16 protein-coding genes are annotated in these 14,037 nt (G+C 66.9%); 12 read left to right on the top strand and 4 right to left on the bottom strand.

Annotated elements, in window-relative coordinates; translation table 11 throughout:
* The first annotated feature begins 27 nt into the window (after positions 1-27).
* The 4 genes from HTY51_RS09035 to clpB all read left to right on the top strand — a co-directional run bounded on the left by HTY51_RS09035 (position 28) and on the right by clpB (position 6,319).
* Positions 28-1,101, top strand: coding sequence for an amidohydrolase family protein (locus HTY51_RS09035; protein ID WP_174252432.1), 1,074 nt, complete (start codon positions 28-30; stop codon positions 1,099-1,101).
* 33 nt (positions 1,102-1,134) lie between these two features.
* On the top strand, positions 1,135-2,094 hold the full coding sequence (locus HTY51_RS09030) for a tripartite tricarboxylate transporter substrate binding protein (RefSeq protein ID WP_174252431.1): 960 nt from the start codon (positions 1,135-1,137) through the stop codon (positions 2,092-2,094).
* 4 nt (positions 2,095-2,098) lie between these two features.
* The gene (locus HTY51_RS09025) at positions 2,099-3,352 is read left to right on the top strand and encodes a flavin-dependent oxidoreductase (RefSeq protein WP_174252430.1); all 1,254 of its coding nucleotides are present in this window, start codon (positions 2,099-2,101) and stop codon (positions 3,350-3,352) included.
* A gap of 372 nt (positions 3,353-3,724) precedes the next feature.
* A complete protein-coding gene (clpB, locus tag HTY51_RS09020) occupies positions 3,725-6,319 on the top strand; it encodes an ATP-dependent chaperone ClpB (RefSeq protein WP_174252429.1) in 2,595 nt (864 codons plus the stop codon).
* 78 nt (positions 6,320-6,397) lie between these two features.
* On the opposite strand, the gene HTY51_RS09015 is transcribed toward clpB, so the two are convergent.
* From HTY51_RS09015 to HTY51_RS09005, 3 genes are read right to left on the bottom strand one after another with little or no spacing between them, the layout of a single operon-like run.
* The gene (locus HTY51_RS09015; RefSeq protein ID WP_174252428.1) at positions 6,398-7,147 is read right to left on the bottom strand and encodes a cytochrome b/b6 domain-containing protein; all 750 of its coding nucleotides are present in this window, start codon (positions 7,145-7,147) and stop codon (positions 6,398-6,400) included.
* Between the two features lie 23 nt (positions 7,148-7,170).
* The gene (locus HTY51_RS09010) at positions 7,171-7,695 is read right to left on the bottom strand and encodes a diheme cytochrome c (RefSeq protein ID WP_174252427.1); all 525 of its coding nucleotides are present in this window, start codon (positions 7,693-7,695) and stop codon (positions 7,171-7,173) included.
* Positions 7,696-7,713: 18 nt separating this feature from the next.
* Positions 7,714-8,106, bottom strand: coding sequence for a DUF1924 domain-containing protein (locus tag HTY51_RS09005; RefSeq protein ID WP_174254221.1), 393 nt, complete (start codon positions 8,104-8,106; stop codon positions 7,714-7,716).
* Between the two features lie 166 nt (positions 8,107-8,272).
* Between HTY51_RS09005 and HTY51_RS09000 the strand changes: the two genes are divergently transcribed.
* The 4 genes from HTY51_RS09000 to HTY51_RS08985 all read left to right on the top strand — a co-directional run bounded on the left by HTY51_RS09000 (position 8,273) and on the right by HTY51_RS08985 (position 11,219).
* Positions 8,273-8,581 (top strand): PepSY domain-containing protein, encoded by a 309-nt coding sequence (locus HTY51_RS09000; RefSeq protein ID WP_174252426.1) that lies wholly within the window; start codon positions 8,273-8,275, stop codon positions 8,579-8,581.
* Positions 8,581-9,261 carry a response regulator transcription factor gene (locus HTY51_RS08995; RefSeq protein WP_174252425.1) on the top strand — a complete coding sequence of 227 codons (681 nt, stop codon included), beginning with the start codon at positions 8,581-8,583 and terminating at the stop codon, positions 9,259-9,261. Before HTY51_RS09000 ends, HTY51_RS08995 begins: the two co-directional genes overlap by 1 nt.
* Positions 9,258-10,694 (top strand): sensor histidine kinase, encoded by a 1,437-nt coding sequence (locus HTY51_RS08990; protein ID WP_174252424.1) that lies wholly within the window; start codon positions 9,258-9,260, stop codon positions 10,692-10,694. Before HTY51_RS08995 ends, HTY51_RS08990 begins: the two co-directional genes overlap by 4 nt.
* Positions 10,695-10,859: 165 nt before the next feature.
* The gene (locus tag HTY51_RS08985) at positions 10,860-11,219 is read left to right on the top strand and encodes a hypothetical protein (protein WP_174252423.1); all 360 of its coding nucleotides are present in this window, start codon (positions 10,860-10,862) and stop codon (positions 11,217-11,219) included.
* Between the two features lie 102 nt (positions 11,220-11,321).
* Here HTY51_RS08985 and HTY51_RS08980 read toward each other — a convergent pair whose 3' ends face one another.
* Positions 11,322-11,552, bottom strand: coding sequence for a hypothetical protein (locus tag HTY51_RS08980; protein WP_174252422.1), 231 nt, complete (start codon positions 11,550-11,552; stop codon positions 11,322-11,324).
* A gap of 270 nt (positions 11,553-11,822) precedes the next feature.
* On the opposite strand from HTY51_RS08980, the gene HTY51_RS08975 reads away from it, so the two are divergent.
* The 4 genes from HTY51_RS08975 (at position 11,823) to HTY51_RS08960 (ending at position 13,969) form a co-directional block, all read left to right on the top strand.
* Positions 11,823-12,047, top strand: coding sequence for a hypothetical protein (locus HTY51_RS08975; RefSeq protein WP_174252421.1), 225 nt, complete (start codon positions 11,823-11,825; stop codon positions 12,045-12,047).
* 375 nt (positions 12,048-12,422) lie between these two features.
* The gene (locus HTY51_RS08970; protein ID WP_174252420.1) at positions 12,423-12,722 is read left to right on the top strand and encodes a type II toxin-antitoxin system RelE/ParE family toxin; all 300 of its coding nucleotides are present in this window, start codon (positions 12,423-12,425) and stop codon (positions 12,720-12,722) included.
* Positions 12,723-12,725: 3 nt separating this feature from the next.
* Complete coding sequence (locus HTY51_RS08965; RefSeq protein WP_174252419.1) at positions 12,726-13,013, top strand: addiction module antidote protein; 288 nt, start codon at positions 12,726-12,728, stop codon at positions 13,011-13,013.
* Positions 13,014-13,036: 23 nt separating this feature from the next.
* A complete protein-coding gene (locus HTY51_RS08960) occupies positions 13,037-13,969 on the top strand; it encodes a histone deacetylase family protein (RefSeq protein ID WP_174252418.1) in 933 nt (310 codons plus the stop codon).
* The last annotated feature ends 68 nt before the right edge of the window (positions 13,970-14,037 follow it).

Below are 14,037 nucleotides of genomic sequence, written 5' to 3'. Positions count from 1 at the left end.
AATTTGAGCATCCCCTGGAGACAAGACATGGAGTTGAAACTCCCCAATCTGGCCAACCCGGCCGCCCCGCAAAAAGTGCCCTACCGGCGCATCGCCACCGAAGAGGCCTTTGCCACGCAGGAGATGCTCGACATCTACGGGAAGATCCTGGCGCGCGGCGACGCCGACCCCGGTTTCCGCGGCCTGATGGGCTTCTACATGAGCAGCCCCAGCGAGCGCGCGCAGCACATCATGCGCGGCCTGCTGGACCTGGACCAGTTGCGCCTGCAGCACATGGACGCGGCGGGTGTGGACATGGCCGTGCTGGCGCTGACCTCGCCGGCCGCGCAGGTGATGGACAAGGCCACCGCTGTGTCCTTCGTGCAGGGTGCCAATGACGAACTGGCCGCCGCCATCCGCCGCCATCCCACGCGCCTAGCCGGCATGATCGCCATCGCCCCGCAGGACCCGGTCGCTGCCGCGAAGGAGATCGAGCGCGGTGTCAGCAAGCTGGGCATGCACTCGGTCATCATCAACTCGCACACCCAGGGCGAGTACCTGTCCGACCCCAAGTTCTGGGACATCTTTGCCGCCGCCGAGGCCAACGACGCACCCATCTACCTGCACCCCAATGCGCTGCCGCCCGGCATGCTGCAGCCCTTCCAGGAATGCGGCCTGGACGGCGCCATCTACGGCTTCGGCGTGGAGACAGGCCTGCACGCCATGCGCATCATCACGGCTGGCGTGTTCGACCGTTTCCCGAAGCTGCGCATGATCCTGGGCCACATGGGCGAGGCGCTGCCCTTCTGGGCCTACCGCCTGGACTACATGCACCAGGCCACGGTCAAGTCGCAGCGGTACCCGAGCATCCAGCCGATCAAAAAACGCCCCAGCGAGTACCTGCGCGAGCATTTCTACATCACCAACAGCGGCGTGGCCTGGGAACAGGCCATCAAGTTCACCCAGGACTTCATGGGCACCGACCGCGTGATGTACGCCATGGACTATCCCTACCAGTACGCGCCCGATGAGGTGAACATGCTGGACGCCATGGCCATGCCGCTGGAGCACAAGCGCCAGTTTTTCCAGACCAATGCCGAGACGGTTTTCAAGATCCGCTGAAGTTCACCCTGACCACACCAAGAGGAGACCGAGATGAAGACGATCAAGCATCTGTTCGCAGGCTTGCTCCTGCTGGCCGGCGCTGCCGGCGCCCAGACCTGGCCCGCGCAGACCGTGCGCATCATCGTGCCCTTCACGCCGGGCACCGGCATGGACACCATCGCCCGCTCGGTGGCGCCGCGCCTGTCCGAGCGCCTGGGCCAGCCCGTGGTGGTGAGCAATGTGCCGGGCGCCAGCGGCAACATCGGCGCCGACCAAGTGGCCAAGAGCAACTCCGACGGCTACACCGTGCTCATGGGCGCCAACACCATGCTCATGGCCTCGCAGCTCTACAAGAACGTGCCCTTCGACCCGGTGAAGGACTTCGCGCCCGTCTCCATGGCGGCCTGGGGCACGCTGATGCTGGTGGCCAACCCCAAGACCGGCATCAAGTCCCTGCAGGACCTGCTGGCCCAGGCCCGCGCCAAACCCGGCAGCATCAGCTACGGCTCGCCCGGTGTCGGCACGCCGCACCACATGGCCATGGAGCTCTTCAAGGTGCAGACGCAGACCTTCATGCTGCACGTGCCCTACCGCGGCTCGGCCGGCTACACCACCGACCTGCTCTCGGGTGAACTCAACGTGGGTTTCCTGCCGGTGCACGTGGCCCAGGGCTTCGTGAATTCGGGCCGTCTGACCGCGCTGGCTGTTGGCAGCCCCAAGCGCCACCCGGTGTCGCCGAATGTCGCCACCTTCGAGGAGCTGGGCGCCAAGGGCGTGGACGTCGACCTCTGGTACGCCTTCTTCGTGCCGGCCAAGACCAACGCCGCCGTGGTCCAGCGCCTGAATACCGAACTCGCCGCCATCCTGAAACTGCCAGAAATCTCCAACGCCTTGGGCAAGGCCGGCCTGCTGGCCGAATCGTCCAGCTCGGCCGAGCTGGGCAACATCGTGAACCGGGACTACCCGCGCTGGGGCGCCGTCATCCGGCGCAACAACATCCAGGCAGAGTAAGCCCATGGGTGAGCTGCATCAGGACACCCGCATCGCCATCGTGGGCGGCGGTGTGGCCGGTCTGGGCCTGGCCCTGTCCCTGCACCAGCGCGGCATCGCCTGCGAGGTGTACGAGGCTGTGCCCGAGGTGAAGGAACTGGGTGTGGGCATCACCCTGCTGCCGCACGCCATGCGCGAGCTGGCCGCGTTGGGCGTGCAAAGCAAGCTGGAGGCCGTGGGCATCGAGAACCTGGAGAGCGTGTTCTTCAACCGCTACGGCCAGTACATCTACCGGGAGCCGCGCGGACGGCATGCCGGTTATCCTTTTCCGGAGGTGGGCATCCACCGCGGCAAGCTGCACCGCATCCTGTTCGAGGAGGCGCTGGCCCGCATCGGCCCGGCCCGCATCCACACCGACCACCGCTGCACCGGCGTCGAGCAGGACGCCATGGGCGCCACCGTGCACTTCGTCGATACCAAAGGGAACAAGCGCCCCAGCGTGCGCGCCGACATCGTCATCGCCTGCGACGGCGTGAACTCCACCATCCGCCGCCAGTTCTACCCGGACGAGAAAGTGGCCTTCGCCGGCATCAACACCTGGCGCGGTGTCACCGTGCACAAGCCCATCCTGACGGGCAAGAGTTATATGCGCGTGGGGTCGATTCACACCGGCAAGCTGGTGATCTACCCCATCGTCGACAACGTGGACGGGCAGGGTAATCAGCTCATCAACTGGATGGCCGAGATCCAGCACGAGGGCGAGGCCATGAACGACTGGAACCGCCCGGGCAACAAGGCCGACTTCGAGGCCATCTACGCCGACTGGAAGTTCGACTGGCTCGATGTGCCCGCCCTCATCGCCAATGCCCAGCACATCCTCGAGTACCCCATGGTCGACAAGGACCCGGTGGCCCGCTGGACTTTCGGCCGCGTCACCTTCATGGGCGACGCCGCCCACCCCATGTACCCGCGCGGCTCCAATGGCGCGGCCCAGGGCCTGATCGACGCGCGCACCCTGGCCGAGCTGCTGGCCGTCACCCCCGATGCGCAGGCCGCCCTGCAGATCTACGACCAGGCCCGGGTGGAACCCACCGCGCGTGTGGTGCGCACCAACCGCAGCACGCCGCCGGACTTCATCAACATCAAGGTCGATGAACTCAGCGGCGGCAAGCCCTTCCGCCATATCGATGACCTGATCAGCCAGGAAGAGCTGCGCCAGATCTCCGAGAACTACAAGCGCGTGGCCGGGTTCTCGCAGGAGGCTGTCAAGCCGTCCTGAGTTTCTACTTTAGGCTGGCGCCACGCCGGCCTGGTTGGCACGCCGGGGGTACGGGGAGATCCGTACTCCGGCGCACGCTCGCGGACGTCGCAGGTCTGGGTGCTGACATCTTTTCGTCAACACCGTGCGGGTCCGCCGCCGCGAGGGCGACCGCGAATGGCGCCTGCGTCCGGACGTCCCCGCACCCCCGACTCCTTCCTGAGCGGCTGGCGCACCTGGGAAGTCCGCATTTCGCCGACGTGCCAACCCAGCCGGCATGGCACCGAAGCCTGCCGGGCCAACACATATTTGATGCCGGTCAAGAAAGAAATCGCTCCCATGACTTGAAATCTCTACCATGCACCCAAAGCTGGGCTGCAACCGGAGGATTTCATGCGGATCGACAAACTCACCACCAAATTCCAGGAAGCCTTGGGCGAAGCGCAGACGCTGGCCCTGGGCAATGACCACGCCTATATCGAACCGGCCCACCTGCTGGTGGCCATGCTGCAGCAGCAGGACGGCCCCAAGGCCCTGCTGGCCCGTGCCGGCGTCAACGTGCAGGGCCTGCAGGCCGCCGCCGAGGCGGCCATGAAGAAGCTGCCGCAAGTGGAAGGCCAGGAGCAGGTGCAGGTCGGCCGCGACATGGTCAGCCTGCTGCAGGCGGCCGAGAAAGAGGCCATCAAGCGTGGCGACCAGTACGTCGCCAGCGAACTCTTCCTGCTGGCCGTGGCAGACAACAAGGGCGACATCGGCCACCTGGCCAAGGCCAACGGCCTGACCCGCAAGAGCCTTGAGAGCGCCATCGAAGCCGTGCGCGGCGGCCAGTCCGTGGACAACCCGGAGGCCGAAGGCCAGCGCGAAGCCCTGAAGAAATACACCCTGGACCTGACCGAGCGCGCCCGTTCCGGCAAGCTGGATCCGGTGATCGGCCGCGACGACGAGATCCGCCGCGCCATCCAGGTGCTGCAACGCCGCAGCAAGAACAACCCCGTGCTGATCGGCGAGCCCGGCGTGGGCAAGACCGCCATCGTCGAAGGCCTGGCCCAGCGCATCGTCAACGGCGAAGTACCCGAGACCCTGCGCGACAAGCGCGTGCTGGTGCTGGACATGGCGGGCCTCTTGGCCGGCGCCAAGTACCGCGGCGAGTTCGAGGAGCGCCTGAAAGCCGTGCTCAAGGAAGTGGCGCAGGACGAAGGCCGCATCATCCTTTTCATCGACGAGCTGCACACCATGGTGGGTGCGGGCAAGGCCGAAGGCGCCATGGACGCCGGCAACATGCTCAAGCCCGCGCTGGCGCGGGGTGAACTGCACTGCATCGGCGCCACCACGCTGGACGAATACCGCAAGTACATCGAGAAGGACGCCGCGCTGGAGCGTCGTTTCCAGAAGGTGCTGGTGGGCGAGCCCACGGTGGAGCAGACCATCGCCATCCTGCGCGGCCTGCAGGAGAAATACGAGGTGCACCACGGCGTCGACATCACCGACCCGGCCATCGTGGCCGCGGCCGAGCTGAGCCACCGCTACATCACCGATCGCTTCCTGCCCGACAAGGCCATCGACCTGATCGACGAGGCTGCCGCCAAGATCAAGATCGAGATCGACTCCAAGCCCGAAGTCATGGACAAGCTCGACCGCCGCCTGATCCAGTTGCAGATCGAGCGCGAGGCCATGAAAAAGGAAAAGGACGAGGCCTCGCAAAAGCGCCTGGAACTGATCCAGGAAGAGATCGGCAAGCTGCAGAAGGAGATCGCCGACTACGACGAGATCTGGAAAGCCGAGAAGGCCCAGGCCCAGGGCAGCCAGCATGTGCGCGAAGAGATCGAGAAGGTCAAGGTCCAGATCACCGAGTTGACCCGCAAGGGCGACCTGGCCAAGGTCTCCGAGCTGCAGTACGGCAAGCTGCCCGAGCTGGAGAAGCTGCTCAAGGAAGCCCAGGCCCGCGAACAGGCCCAGGGCGAGGGCAGCGTGCCGCGCCTGCTGCGCACCCAGGTGGGTGCCGAGGAGATTGCCGAGGTGGTGTCCCGCGCCACCGGCATCCCCGTGGCCAAGATGATGCAGGGCGAGAAGGACAAGCTGCTGCAGATGGAAACCAAGCTGCACGAGCGCGTGGTGGGCCAGGACGAAGCCATCTCGGCCGTGGCCAACGCCATCCGTCGTTCACGCTCGGGTCTGAGCGACCCGAACCGTCCGACCGGTTCCTTCCTCTTCCTCGGCCCCACCGGCGTGGGCAAGACCGAACTCTGCAAGGCCCTGGCCGGTTTCCTCTTCGACAGCGTGGACCATCTGGTGCGCATCGACATGAGCGAGTTCATGGAGAAACACTCCGTGGCCCGCCTGATCGGCGCGCCGCCCGGCTACGTGGGTTACGAGGAGGGTGGTTACCTGACCGAAGCCGTGCGCCGCAAGCCCTACAGCGTGCTGCTGCTTGACGAGGTCGAGAAGGCCCACCCCGACGTGTTCAACGTGCTGCTGCAGGTGCTGGACGACGGCCGCCTGACCGACGGCCAGGGCCGCACCGTGGACTTCAAGAACACCGTCATCGTGATGACCAGCAACATCGGCTCGCACCTGATCCAGGCCATGGTGGGCGAACCGTATGAAGACGTGAAGGACGCCGTCTGGGGCGAGCTGAAGAACCACTTCCGCCCCGAGTTCCTCAACCGCATCGACGAGACCGTGGTCTTCCACGCCCTCGACGCCGAGCACATCACCAGCATCGCCGGCATCCAGCTGCAGGCCCTGCAGGACCGCCTGGGCAAGATGGAACTGGCGCTCCAGGTGTCGGACAAGGCCCTGGCCGAACTGGCCAAGGTGGGTTTCGATCCGGTGTTCGGCGCCCGGCCCTTGAAGCGCGCGATCCAGCAGCGCATCGAGAACCCGCTCTCGAAATTGCTGCTGGAAGGCAAGTTCGCGCCCAAGGACGTCATCGCCGTGGACGTGGACCCCATCAAGAACCCGGGCCAGTTCAGCTTCGACAAGGTCTGAGTCCCCCGGCGCTGCGCGCCAAAGAAAACCCGCCTCGGTGCAAGCCGGGGCGGGTTTTTACGTCTGGGGTCTCAGCTCTCAGCAGTCATCCGCGTGGCGATCCTTGCTGCAGCTGATCTGGGTCGGTGCGGTGCTGGGCGCCTGCTGCCATTCCCAGGCCCAGTAGGAGAGCATGGCCGCCAGCAGCAGCATGGCGAGCCCCGCGTGGTTGCGCTTGGCCAGGTCCGGCCCCGCGCCCTCCATGCGGCCGGTGAGCATGGGCGTGGCCTGGTTCCGGCGCCGTAGCAGGCTCAGGGCCAGCAGGAAGGCCAGGTGGCCCAGCACCAGCCACAGCATGAATTCACCCGCTGCTTCATGGACCTCTTCGAGCCACTCGCCGCCCCATTCGTGAAAGGCCGCGTAGCCGCTCAGGGTCAGCGGCAGCACCACGGCCAGAAGGGCGAGCACGGTCATCGCCATGGCCAGGTACTGGCCCTGGCGCCAGTTCACCGGCGCCGTTGCCTGGCCCGTGCCGGACCAGGCCGCCTTCACGCTGCGCAGCCAGGCCGGCGCGTTCGCCACCTTGCCCCAGAGCAGGGACAGGCGCGCCTGCCGCGGGCCGAACAGGCCGTAGAGCACGCGAAAGACCAGCAGGCCGGCCATGCTGTAACCCAGCACGACGTGCACCAGGCGCAGGCGCTCGCCATCGGCGGTGAGGTAGGCCCCCACGAAGCTCAGGGCAAACAGCCAGTGGAACATGCGGGTGGGCGCGTCGATGACGCGGCGGGTCGCCGCGGCCTGGCGCGGCGCGGTTCCGGCCAAGGTGGTGTGGGGGGAGGTGGTGTTCATGGGGTCGCTCCGGTTCGGGTTCATCAGTCCTGGAAGGCGCGGCGGTAGCGCGCGTCCAGGCCGCGGGGAAATTGAAGTTCGCGCTCATCGAAGCTGCCCTGTTCGGCACGGGTGTGGCAGGCCGCACAGTTGGCTGCGCTCTTCACGCTGGCGTGTTGCCACACGGGCGCGTCCAGCTTGCGGTGCTTGCGTAGGAACCAGGCCGATTCGGTGATGCGGTCCTGCGGCGGCGGTGCGCTCACGCGCTTGTAGGTGCCCGCGTTGGCCTGCAGCCACTGGCCGATCTGCTGCACGGTGGCCGCGTCGAGCGAGGCGTCGGTGCCGTAGTGTTTGTCCAGGCCGCTCATGATGCGGTCCCAGGAACGCGCCGGCAGCAGGCCCGCCGGGTAGGCCAGGTGGCAGGCCGCGCATTCCTGCTGGTAGCCGGGCAGCATCTGGCGCGGGTTCAGGTTGCCGCTGTCGGCCAAGGCGGCGGTGGTGAGGCCCAGCAGCAGGGCCAGGGCCGGCAGGGTCCGCTTGAGAGTTCGGGTTTGCGTTGGGGCTTGCATGGTGTTGCTCCAGCGGGTTCAGGGTTTCAGGCTGGCCAGGTAGGCCAGCACGTCGGCTTTCTCGGCGGCCGTGCACTCGCGGCTCAGCACGTCCTTGCAATTGCGGCGCAGCCACTTGTCCACCTTGGCGCTGTCGGTGAACGCCTGGGGGTTGAAGGCCGGCGCCAGCGGGGCGATGGTCTTGCCCGTGCTCGCGTGTTTGCCCTGGCCGGTGGGCGGTGTGCCGTGGCAGGAGGCGCAAGACCAGTCGCCGCCGTGCTTGCTGCCAAAAAAGACCTGGCCTTTTGCCGCGTTGCCGGGTGAGCCGGCTGCCGCATTCCAGCGGGCCAGCTGTTCGGCCATGCTGGTGTCCGCGGCCTGGGCTGGCTGCAGCATCAGCAGCAGCATGGCCAGCCCGGCGGTGGCCGACATCCACTTGATCTTCTTCATGAACGACTCCTGTTGTTGGGGTGGGGTTTCGGGATGGCGTTCATGGTGCGCCCCGCTGCCTGTACCCAGGCTGAAGCCGCCGTTCATCTGCCGTTCAGCTTCGCTGCGCAGAATGAGGGGCATAAGATCCCACCCTGGAAGCCCCCCCATGCGCACAACCCTCGCCATCGCCACCCTGCTTGTCGCTGCGGCCCTGACGCCGCTGGCCAGCCTGGCCGACGGCGACCACGACCGCGCCCGCGCCGCCCTGCAGGCCGGTGAAGTGCTGCCGCTGCACGTGGTGCTCGAGCGCGTGTCCCGGGACCACCCCGGCAACGTGCTGGAAGTGGAGCTGGAGCGCGAGAAGGGCCTGTGGATTTACGAACTCAAGATCCTGCAAAGCGGTGGTGGCCTGCTCAAGCTCAAGGTCGACGCCAAGACCGCCGCGATCATCCGGCAGCGCGAGGTTCAACGCTGATGCGCGTGCTGCTGGTCGAAGACGAAGCCACGCTGGCCGCGCAATTGCGCCAGGTGCTGCTGGATGCCGGTTACGCTGTCGACCAGGCCGACAACGGCCGCGACGCCTGGGTCCAGGGCGGCGTGCAGGCCTATGACGCCGTGGTGCTGGATCTGGGTCTGCCCGTGCTCGACGGCCTGAGCGTGCTCAAGCGCTGGCGCAGCGAAGGCATGAGCGCGCCGGTGCTCATCCTCACCGCACGCGACCAGTGGCACGAGAAGGTGGCCGGCATCGACGCCGGCGCCGACGACTACCTCACCAAACCTTTCCACACCGAAGAGCTGCTGGCCCGGGTGCGCGCCCTGATCCGCCGCGCCAGCGGCCTGGCCTCGGCGCTGCTGGCCTGCGGCCCGCTGGCGCTGGACACCCGCAGCGGCAAGGTCACGCTGGACGGCCAGCCGGTCAACCTGACCGCGCAGGAGTTCAAGCTGCTGTCCTACCTCATGCACCATCCCAACGAACTGGTCTCGCGCACGGTGCTCACCGAACATCTCTATGCGCAGGACTTCGAGCGCGATTCCAACACCATCGAAGTCTTCGTCGCGCGCCTGCGCAAGAAGCTACCCGCCGCCATGATCGAAACCGTGCGCGGCCTGGGCTACCGCCTCAACGTGCCGGCGGGCCCGGCCGCAGCCGCATGAGGGCCTGGGCACGCACCCTGCGCTGGCGCCTGCTGGGCCTGACCCTGGTGGCCGTGGCCCTGGCGCTGCTGGGCGCCGGTTTCCTGATCGCCAGCCTGTTCCGCACGCATGTCACCGCGCAGTTTGACACCCAGCTGCTGCGCCAGCTGGACCAGCTCACCGCAGCGCTGGAGCCCGATGCGCAGCAACGCCCGCAACTCAAGGCGCCCCTGAGCGATCCGCGCTGGCACACGCCGTACTCGGGCCTGTACTGGCAGGTCGAGGCCCTGGCCCCGGCCGGCGCCACTCCGTCAGCGGCCCGGCCGCTGCTGCGCTCGCGTTCCCTGTGGGACACCGAGCTGGCCTTGCCCCCTGATGCGCTGGGCCGCGCCGAGCTGCACCGCCATCCGATCCCGGGGCCGGACGGGCAGGCCCTGCTGGCGCTGGAACGCCGCGTGCAGTTCGTCCCCGCAGATCAGGGCAGCGCCGTTCAGGCCGCACCGGGCTGGCGCCTCACCGTGGCCGCCGATAGGGCCGAGCTGGAGAGCGCCGTGGCCAGCTTCTCGCGCCAGCTCGCGCTCTCACTCACGGTGCTGGGCCTGGCCTTGCTGGCAGCCGCCTGGGCGCAGGTGAGCCTGGGCCTGCTGCCGCTGCGCAAGCTGCAGGCGGCCGTGCTGTCCATCCGCCAGGGCCGCGCGCAGCGCCTGAGCGGTGCCTTCCCCGCCGAGGTCGATCCCCTGGTGCAGGACTTCAACCACGTGCTCGACCAGAACGAACAGGTCGTCAAGCGCGCGCGCCAGATGGCGGGCAACCTGGCCCATGCCATCAAGACCCCGCTGGCCGTTTTGGGCAACCTGGCCACGGATCAGACTTCGGAGCGCAGCGCCTGGGCCGGCCAGCTGCAGGAGCAGGTGGCCAGCATCCGCCACCAGGTGGACTGGCACCTGGGGCGCGCCCGTGCGTCCAGCGCCGGTATCGCCGGCCTGCGCACCGACGTGGCGCCGGTGGTGGAAGGGCTGGTGCGTGTCATGCGCAAGGTCCACGCCCGGCGCGAAGATCGGCCCGAACTGCTCATCACCGTGGCGCCGCTACCGGCCGGCCTGCAGTTCGCCGGCGAGTCGCAGGACCTGCAGGAAATGCTGGGCAACCTGCTGGACAACGCCTGCAAGTGGGCGCGTTGCCAGGTGCAGATCACCGCCAGCCATGCCAATGGCCAGCTGCGCATCACCATCGAAGACGACGGCCCCGGCCTGAGCGAGGCCGAGCGCAGCCGGGTCTTCGAGCGCGGCGTGCGGGCCGACGAGCGCACCCCCGGCACCGGCCTGGGTCTGGACATCGCGCGGGAACTGGCCGGTCTCTACCAGGGCGAGGTGCGGCTGGGTGTGGCCGGCCTGGGCGGGCTCAGGGCGGAGCTGACGTTGCCCGGTTACTGCGCCCAAGGGCTGGACAGCTGAGGCGGGCAAAGAGCAAGCCGCCCCGTGCGTGCGCAGGCGGCGGGTTGTGCCCCGTTTGCCCCTGTTCATGCCTGGCCATTCGCCTGGTGCACCAGCAAGAAGGCCCAGCCGCTGTACAGTGGGTCCAAACAGTCCGCGCTGCGCGGGTTGATATGAGAGTCATCCATGGATCCCCACTTCTCTGATGCCACAGCGTCGAGCCTCAGAATCGCCGGTGCTGCCGCACTGCGGCTCGATCTGCTGCAGGAGGCCGAGGAAGACCGCCTGGCTGCCAAGGGCCGGCCACGGCTTTGGCCCCTGGTCGTGGCCATCCTTGCGCTGGTGGCCCTGCTGCCGGTTTTTTACTATGTCGTGCGCGGCTCCATGCAGCAAAGCGAATGGCGGCAGGAGGCAGAGGCCCAACACGCTGAGGCCCTCTGGCGCTGCAACAGCCTGCAGGGGCGCGAAGCGAGCGACAGTTGCCAGTTGCGGGTCAACGCCGAGGCGCGCGAGGCGGCCCAATCGCGCTTGCCGGATACACCTTAAGACGACAGGGCCCTGCTTCTGCTTCGGTGACCGAAGCGCCAACAGAAAACCCGCCGCTTGCGTACGCAGGGGCGGGTTTTGTTTGGGGCGGGCTTGGTCTGGTCAGCTGTTCAAGGTCGCTTCCACCGCCGTCTTGGCTTCCTCCACGCCGGTGAAAAAACGCGTGGGCTGGGGTGCCGCCTTGGGCATATGGCTGGGCGGTGCCCAGAGGCGCCCGTCCAGCCAGCTGGCGGCGCAACCACCGATGTCCTTGCATTTCAGGGTGCAGACCGGCACATCGTCCAGCAGCGCTGTCCAGGTGGCAGGCGCCTCTTTCCACGTGATGTTGGCCATAAGCCCCCCGGGAGGTACAGGTGCCGGGATTCTAGGCCTGGCCCCGGATCCGGGCAAGACCGCAGGCTGCCATGCGCCCGGGGGCGGGTTGGGTGCTGCCGTCTTGCATCCAGGTGTAAGGCCGCAGGTGTCAGCACCATGACGGGCGATAGGCAATTCGTCTCAGGACTTACATCTCGATGAGAAGTTTTTGGGCTTTTCCCATACGCTTGTAAAACTCCCATGGGAAGCTATCTTTTCCGAGCGTCACTCCATCCATGAGAGCTTGTCATGACCACCTTGCCCTACAAGATCGAAAGCTCCTCCCCCATCGTGGCATCGCTGCCCCGCACCAACGTGCGCGACGGCGCCCGGCTGGCCAGCCGGGAACTGGCCGTGTCCCTGGCCGCCAAGAGCATCACGGACCCGCCGGGGGGGGTGGTGCGTGTGGTTCATGTGCCCACCGGCGAGGTTCTGTTCAGCAAGGTCAGTGGGTGGGGTGAGTTGAACGAATGAGGCGCAAGGACCCGAAACGGCTGGGGCGGGCTTTGGGGGGAGTTCCGGAGGGGATGGCGCGCTGTTCCATAGCCCGTGGCAGTTCGGCATCGAGAGGGTTTGACGATCAGTGAGCAACTGATTGATCTTGGCGAAAACGAGAAACATGCCCCTTGCGTGAGCTGGAGGCGGACTGTATGACTGGTGGCTTGACGAGTGGTCACCTACGATGGCGAGGATCGGTGAAATCGATGCCCACCACCGTGATGCCATCAACGCCTACCTACCTGCCCTCCAGCTGGGTGCACTTCATTTATACGGTGCTGACAGACTGCGGCACGCTCATCGCGTAATGTCGCCATTGCGCATCAGTATCCATTCGGATACAATCATCAGGTGAACACGTTTCTGCGAACCGAGGAGTTCGACGCTTGGCTCTCCGCCATGAAAGACAAGGTCGGCCGTGCCCGTATCGCGCTGCGCATCCGGTCTGCCGAGCACGGCAATTTTGGCGACTGTGAGCCTGTGGGTGAGGGCGTTTCGGAAATGCGCGTGCATGCCGGGCCGGGCTATCGCGTCTATTACACGCGTCGCGGAAAAGTGGTCTATCTGCTTCTGCTGGGGGGCGACAAGTCTTCCCAGAAGCGCGACATCAAGCGTGCCATCGAGATGGCGCGGACCTTGGACAAGGAGTGAACCATGGCCAGACTTGCACCCTTCGATGCGGCGGACTACCTGGACGATGAGGAAACCATCGCGGAGTATCTGACCGCAGCCCTGGAAGACCCTAACCCGGATGTCCTGCTTGCCGCCGTGCGCGATGTGGCACGCGTGCGTGGCATGGCGCAACTCGCCATGGATGCCGGCCTGGGCCGTGAAAGCCTCTACAAGGCGCTGGCACCCGGCGCCAAACCACGCTACGACACCATGCTCAAACTGCTCCACGCCCTGGGCGTGAAGCTCTCCGCCACGCCGGTGCATTCGTGAAACCCTTGCGAGAAAGACCATCCATGAGCACCCTGATCTACACCCACGAAGCCTGCTTCGAACACCGCCCCGGCCCGCACCACCCCGAGTCCCCCGAGCGCCTGGAAGCCGTGCTGGCCGCCCTGAAGACCACGGCCTTCGCCGACGCCGTCTGGCGCGACGCGCCGCTGGGCACCTTCGAGCAGGTGCTGCACATCCACACGCCCGACTACGTGGAAGCCGTGAAGGAGATGGCGCCCGAGCAGGGTTACCGCGCGCTGGACGCGGGCGACACCATCATGTCGCCGGGCACGCTGGAGGCAGTGATGCGCTGCGTGGGCGCGGCCTGCGCGGGCGTGGACGACGTGGTGAAACAGCAGGCCAAAAACGTCTTCTGCGCCACGCGCCCCTGCGGCCACCATGCGGAGGCGGGTGAGGCCATGGGCTTCTGTGTGTTCAACCAAGCGGCCATTGCGGCCCTGCACGCGCGCGAGCAGCATGGCCTGCAGCGCGTGGCGGTGGTGGACTTCGACGTGCACCACGGCAACGGCACGCAGAACAGTTTCTACGACGACCCGGACCTGTTCTACGGCTCCTGCCACCAGGGGCAGTTCTACCCGGGCACGGGGGCGAAGAACGAGACCGGTGTGGCCCACAACATCGTCAACGTGCCCTTCCCCCGCGGCACGGGTTCGGCCGCCTTCCGCGCGGCCATGACGGATGTGCTGCTGCCCGCGCTGCGCGAGTTCGCGCCCGAGCTGCTCATCATCTCGGCCGGTTTCGACGCCCACCACCTGGACCCGCTGGGCGGCCTGAAGTTCACCGACGAGGACTACCACTGGATCACCCGCGAGCTCATGAAGGTGGCCGACGAGACGGCCCAGGGCCGCGTGGTCTCGGTGCTCGAAGGCGGCTACAGCCTCGAAGGCCTGGCCAGCGGCACGGCCGCGCACGTGCTGGCGCTGATGGGCCGCTGAGCCCGCGGCGGGCGCCGGCTGCGCTGGGGCGGCCGGGCGCTGTAGAAAAATCAAGACAAGAGGAGGAG

The sequence above is a fragment of the Rhodoferax sp. BAB1 genome, from assembly GCF_013334205.1.
Taxonomy (GTDB): Bacteria; Pseudomonadota; Gammaproteobacteria; order Burkholderiales; family Burkholderiaceae_C; genus Hylemonella.
Note: the sequence above shows the minus strand (reverse complement) of the source record. Positions and strands in the feature narration are given on the sequence as shown.

What these genes read in the sequence shown, in the direction of transcription:
- HTY51_RS09035 (WP_174252432.1), top strand. Translation starts at nt 28, where the DNA reads ATGGAGTTGAAACTCCCCAATCTGGCCAACCCGGCCGCCCCGCAAAAA.
- HTY51_RS09030 (WP_174252431.1), top strand. Translation starts at nt 1,135, where the DNA reads ATGAAGACGATCAAGCATCTGTTCGCAGGCTTGCTCCTGCTGGCCGGC.
- HTY51_RS09025 (WP_174252430.1), top strand. Translation starts at nt 2,099, where the DNA reads ATGGGTGAGCTGCATCAGGACACCCGCATCGCCATCGTGGGCGGCGGT.
- clpB (WP_174252429.1), top strand. Translation starts at nt 3,725, where the DNA reads ATGCGGATCGACAAACTCACCACCAAATTCCAGGAAGCCTTGGGCGAA.
- HTY51_RS09015 (WP_174252428.1), bottom strand. Translation starts at nt 7,147, where the DNA reads ATGAACACCACCTCCCCCCACACCACCTTGGCCGGAACCGCGCCGCGC.
- HTY51_RS09010 (WP_174252427.1), bottom strand. Translation starts at nt 7,695, where the DNA reads ATGCAAGCCCCAACGCAAACCCGAACTCTCAAGCGGACCCTGCCGGCC.
- HTY51_RS09005 (WP_174254221.1), bottom strand. Translation starts at nt 8,106, where the DNA reads ATGTCGGCCACCGCCGGGCTGGCCATGCTGCTGCTGATGCTGCAGCCA.
- HTY51_RS09000 (WP_174252426.1), top strand. Translation starts at nt 8,273, where the DNA reads ATGCGCACAACCCTCGCCATCGCCACCCTGCTTGTCGCTGCGGCCCTG.
- HTY51_RS08995 (WP_174252425.1), top strand. Translation starts at nt 8,581, where the DNA reads ATGCGCGTGCTGCTGGTCGAAGACGAAGCCACGCTGGCCGCGCAATTG.
- HTY51_RS08990 (WP_174252424.1), top strand. Translation starts at nt 9,258, where the DNA reads ATGAGGGCCTGGGCACGCACCCTGCGCTGGCGCCTGCTGGGCCTGACC.
- HTY51_RS08985 (WP_174252423.1), top strand. Translation starts at nt 10,860, where the DNA reads ATGGATCCCCACTTCTCTGATGCCACAGCGTCGAGCCTCAGAATCGCC.
- HTY51_RS08980 (WP_174252422.1), bottom strand. Translation starts at nt 11,552, where the DNA reads ATGGCCAACATCACGTGGAAAGAGGCGCCTGCCACCTGGACAGCGCTG.
- HTY51_RS08975 (WP_174252421.1), top strand. Translation starts at nt 11,823, where the DNA reads ATGACCACCTTGCCCTACAAGATCGAAAGCTCCTCCCCCATCGTGGCA.
- HTY51_RS08965 (WP_174252419.1), top strand. Translation starts at nt 12,726, where the DNA reads ATGGCCAGACTTGCACCCTTCGATGCGGCGGACTACCTGGACGATGAG.
- HTY51_RS08960 (WP_174252418.1), top strand. Translation starts at nt 13,037, where the DNA reads ATGAGCACCCTGATCTACACCCACGAAGCCTGCTTCGAACACCGCCCC.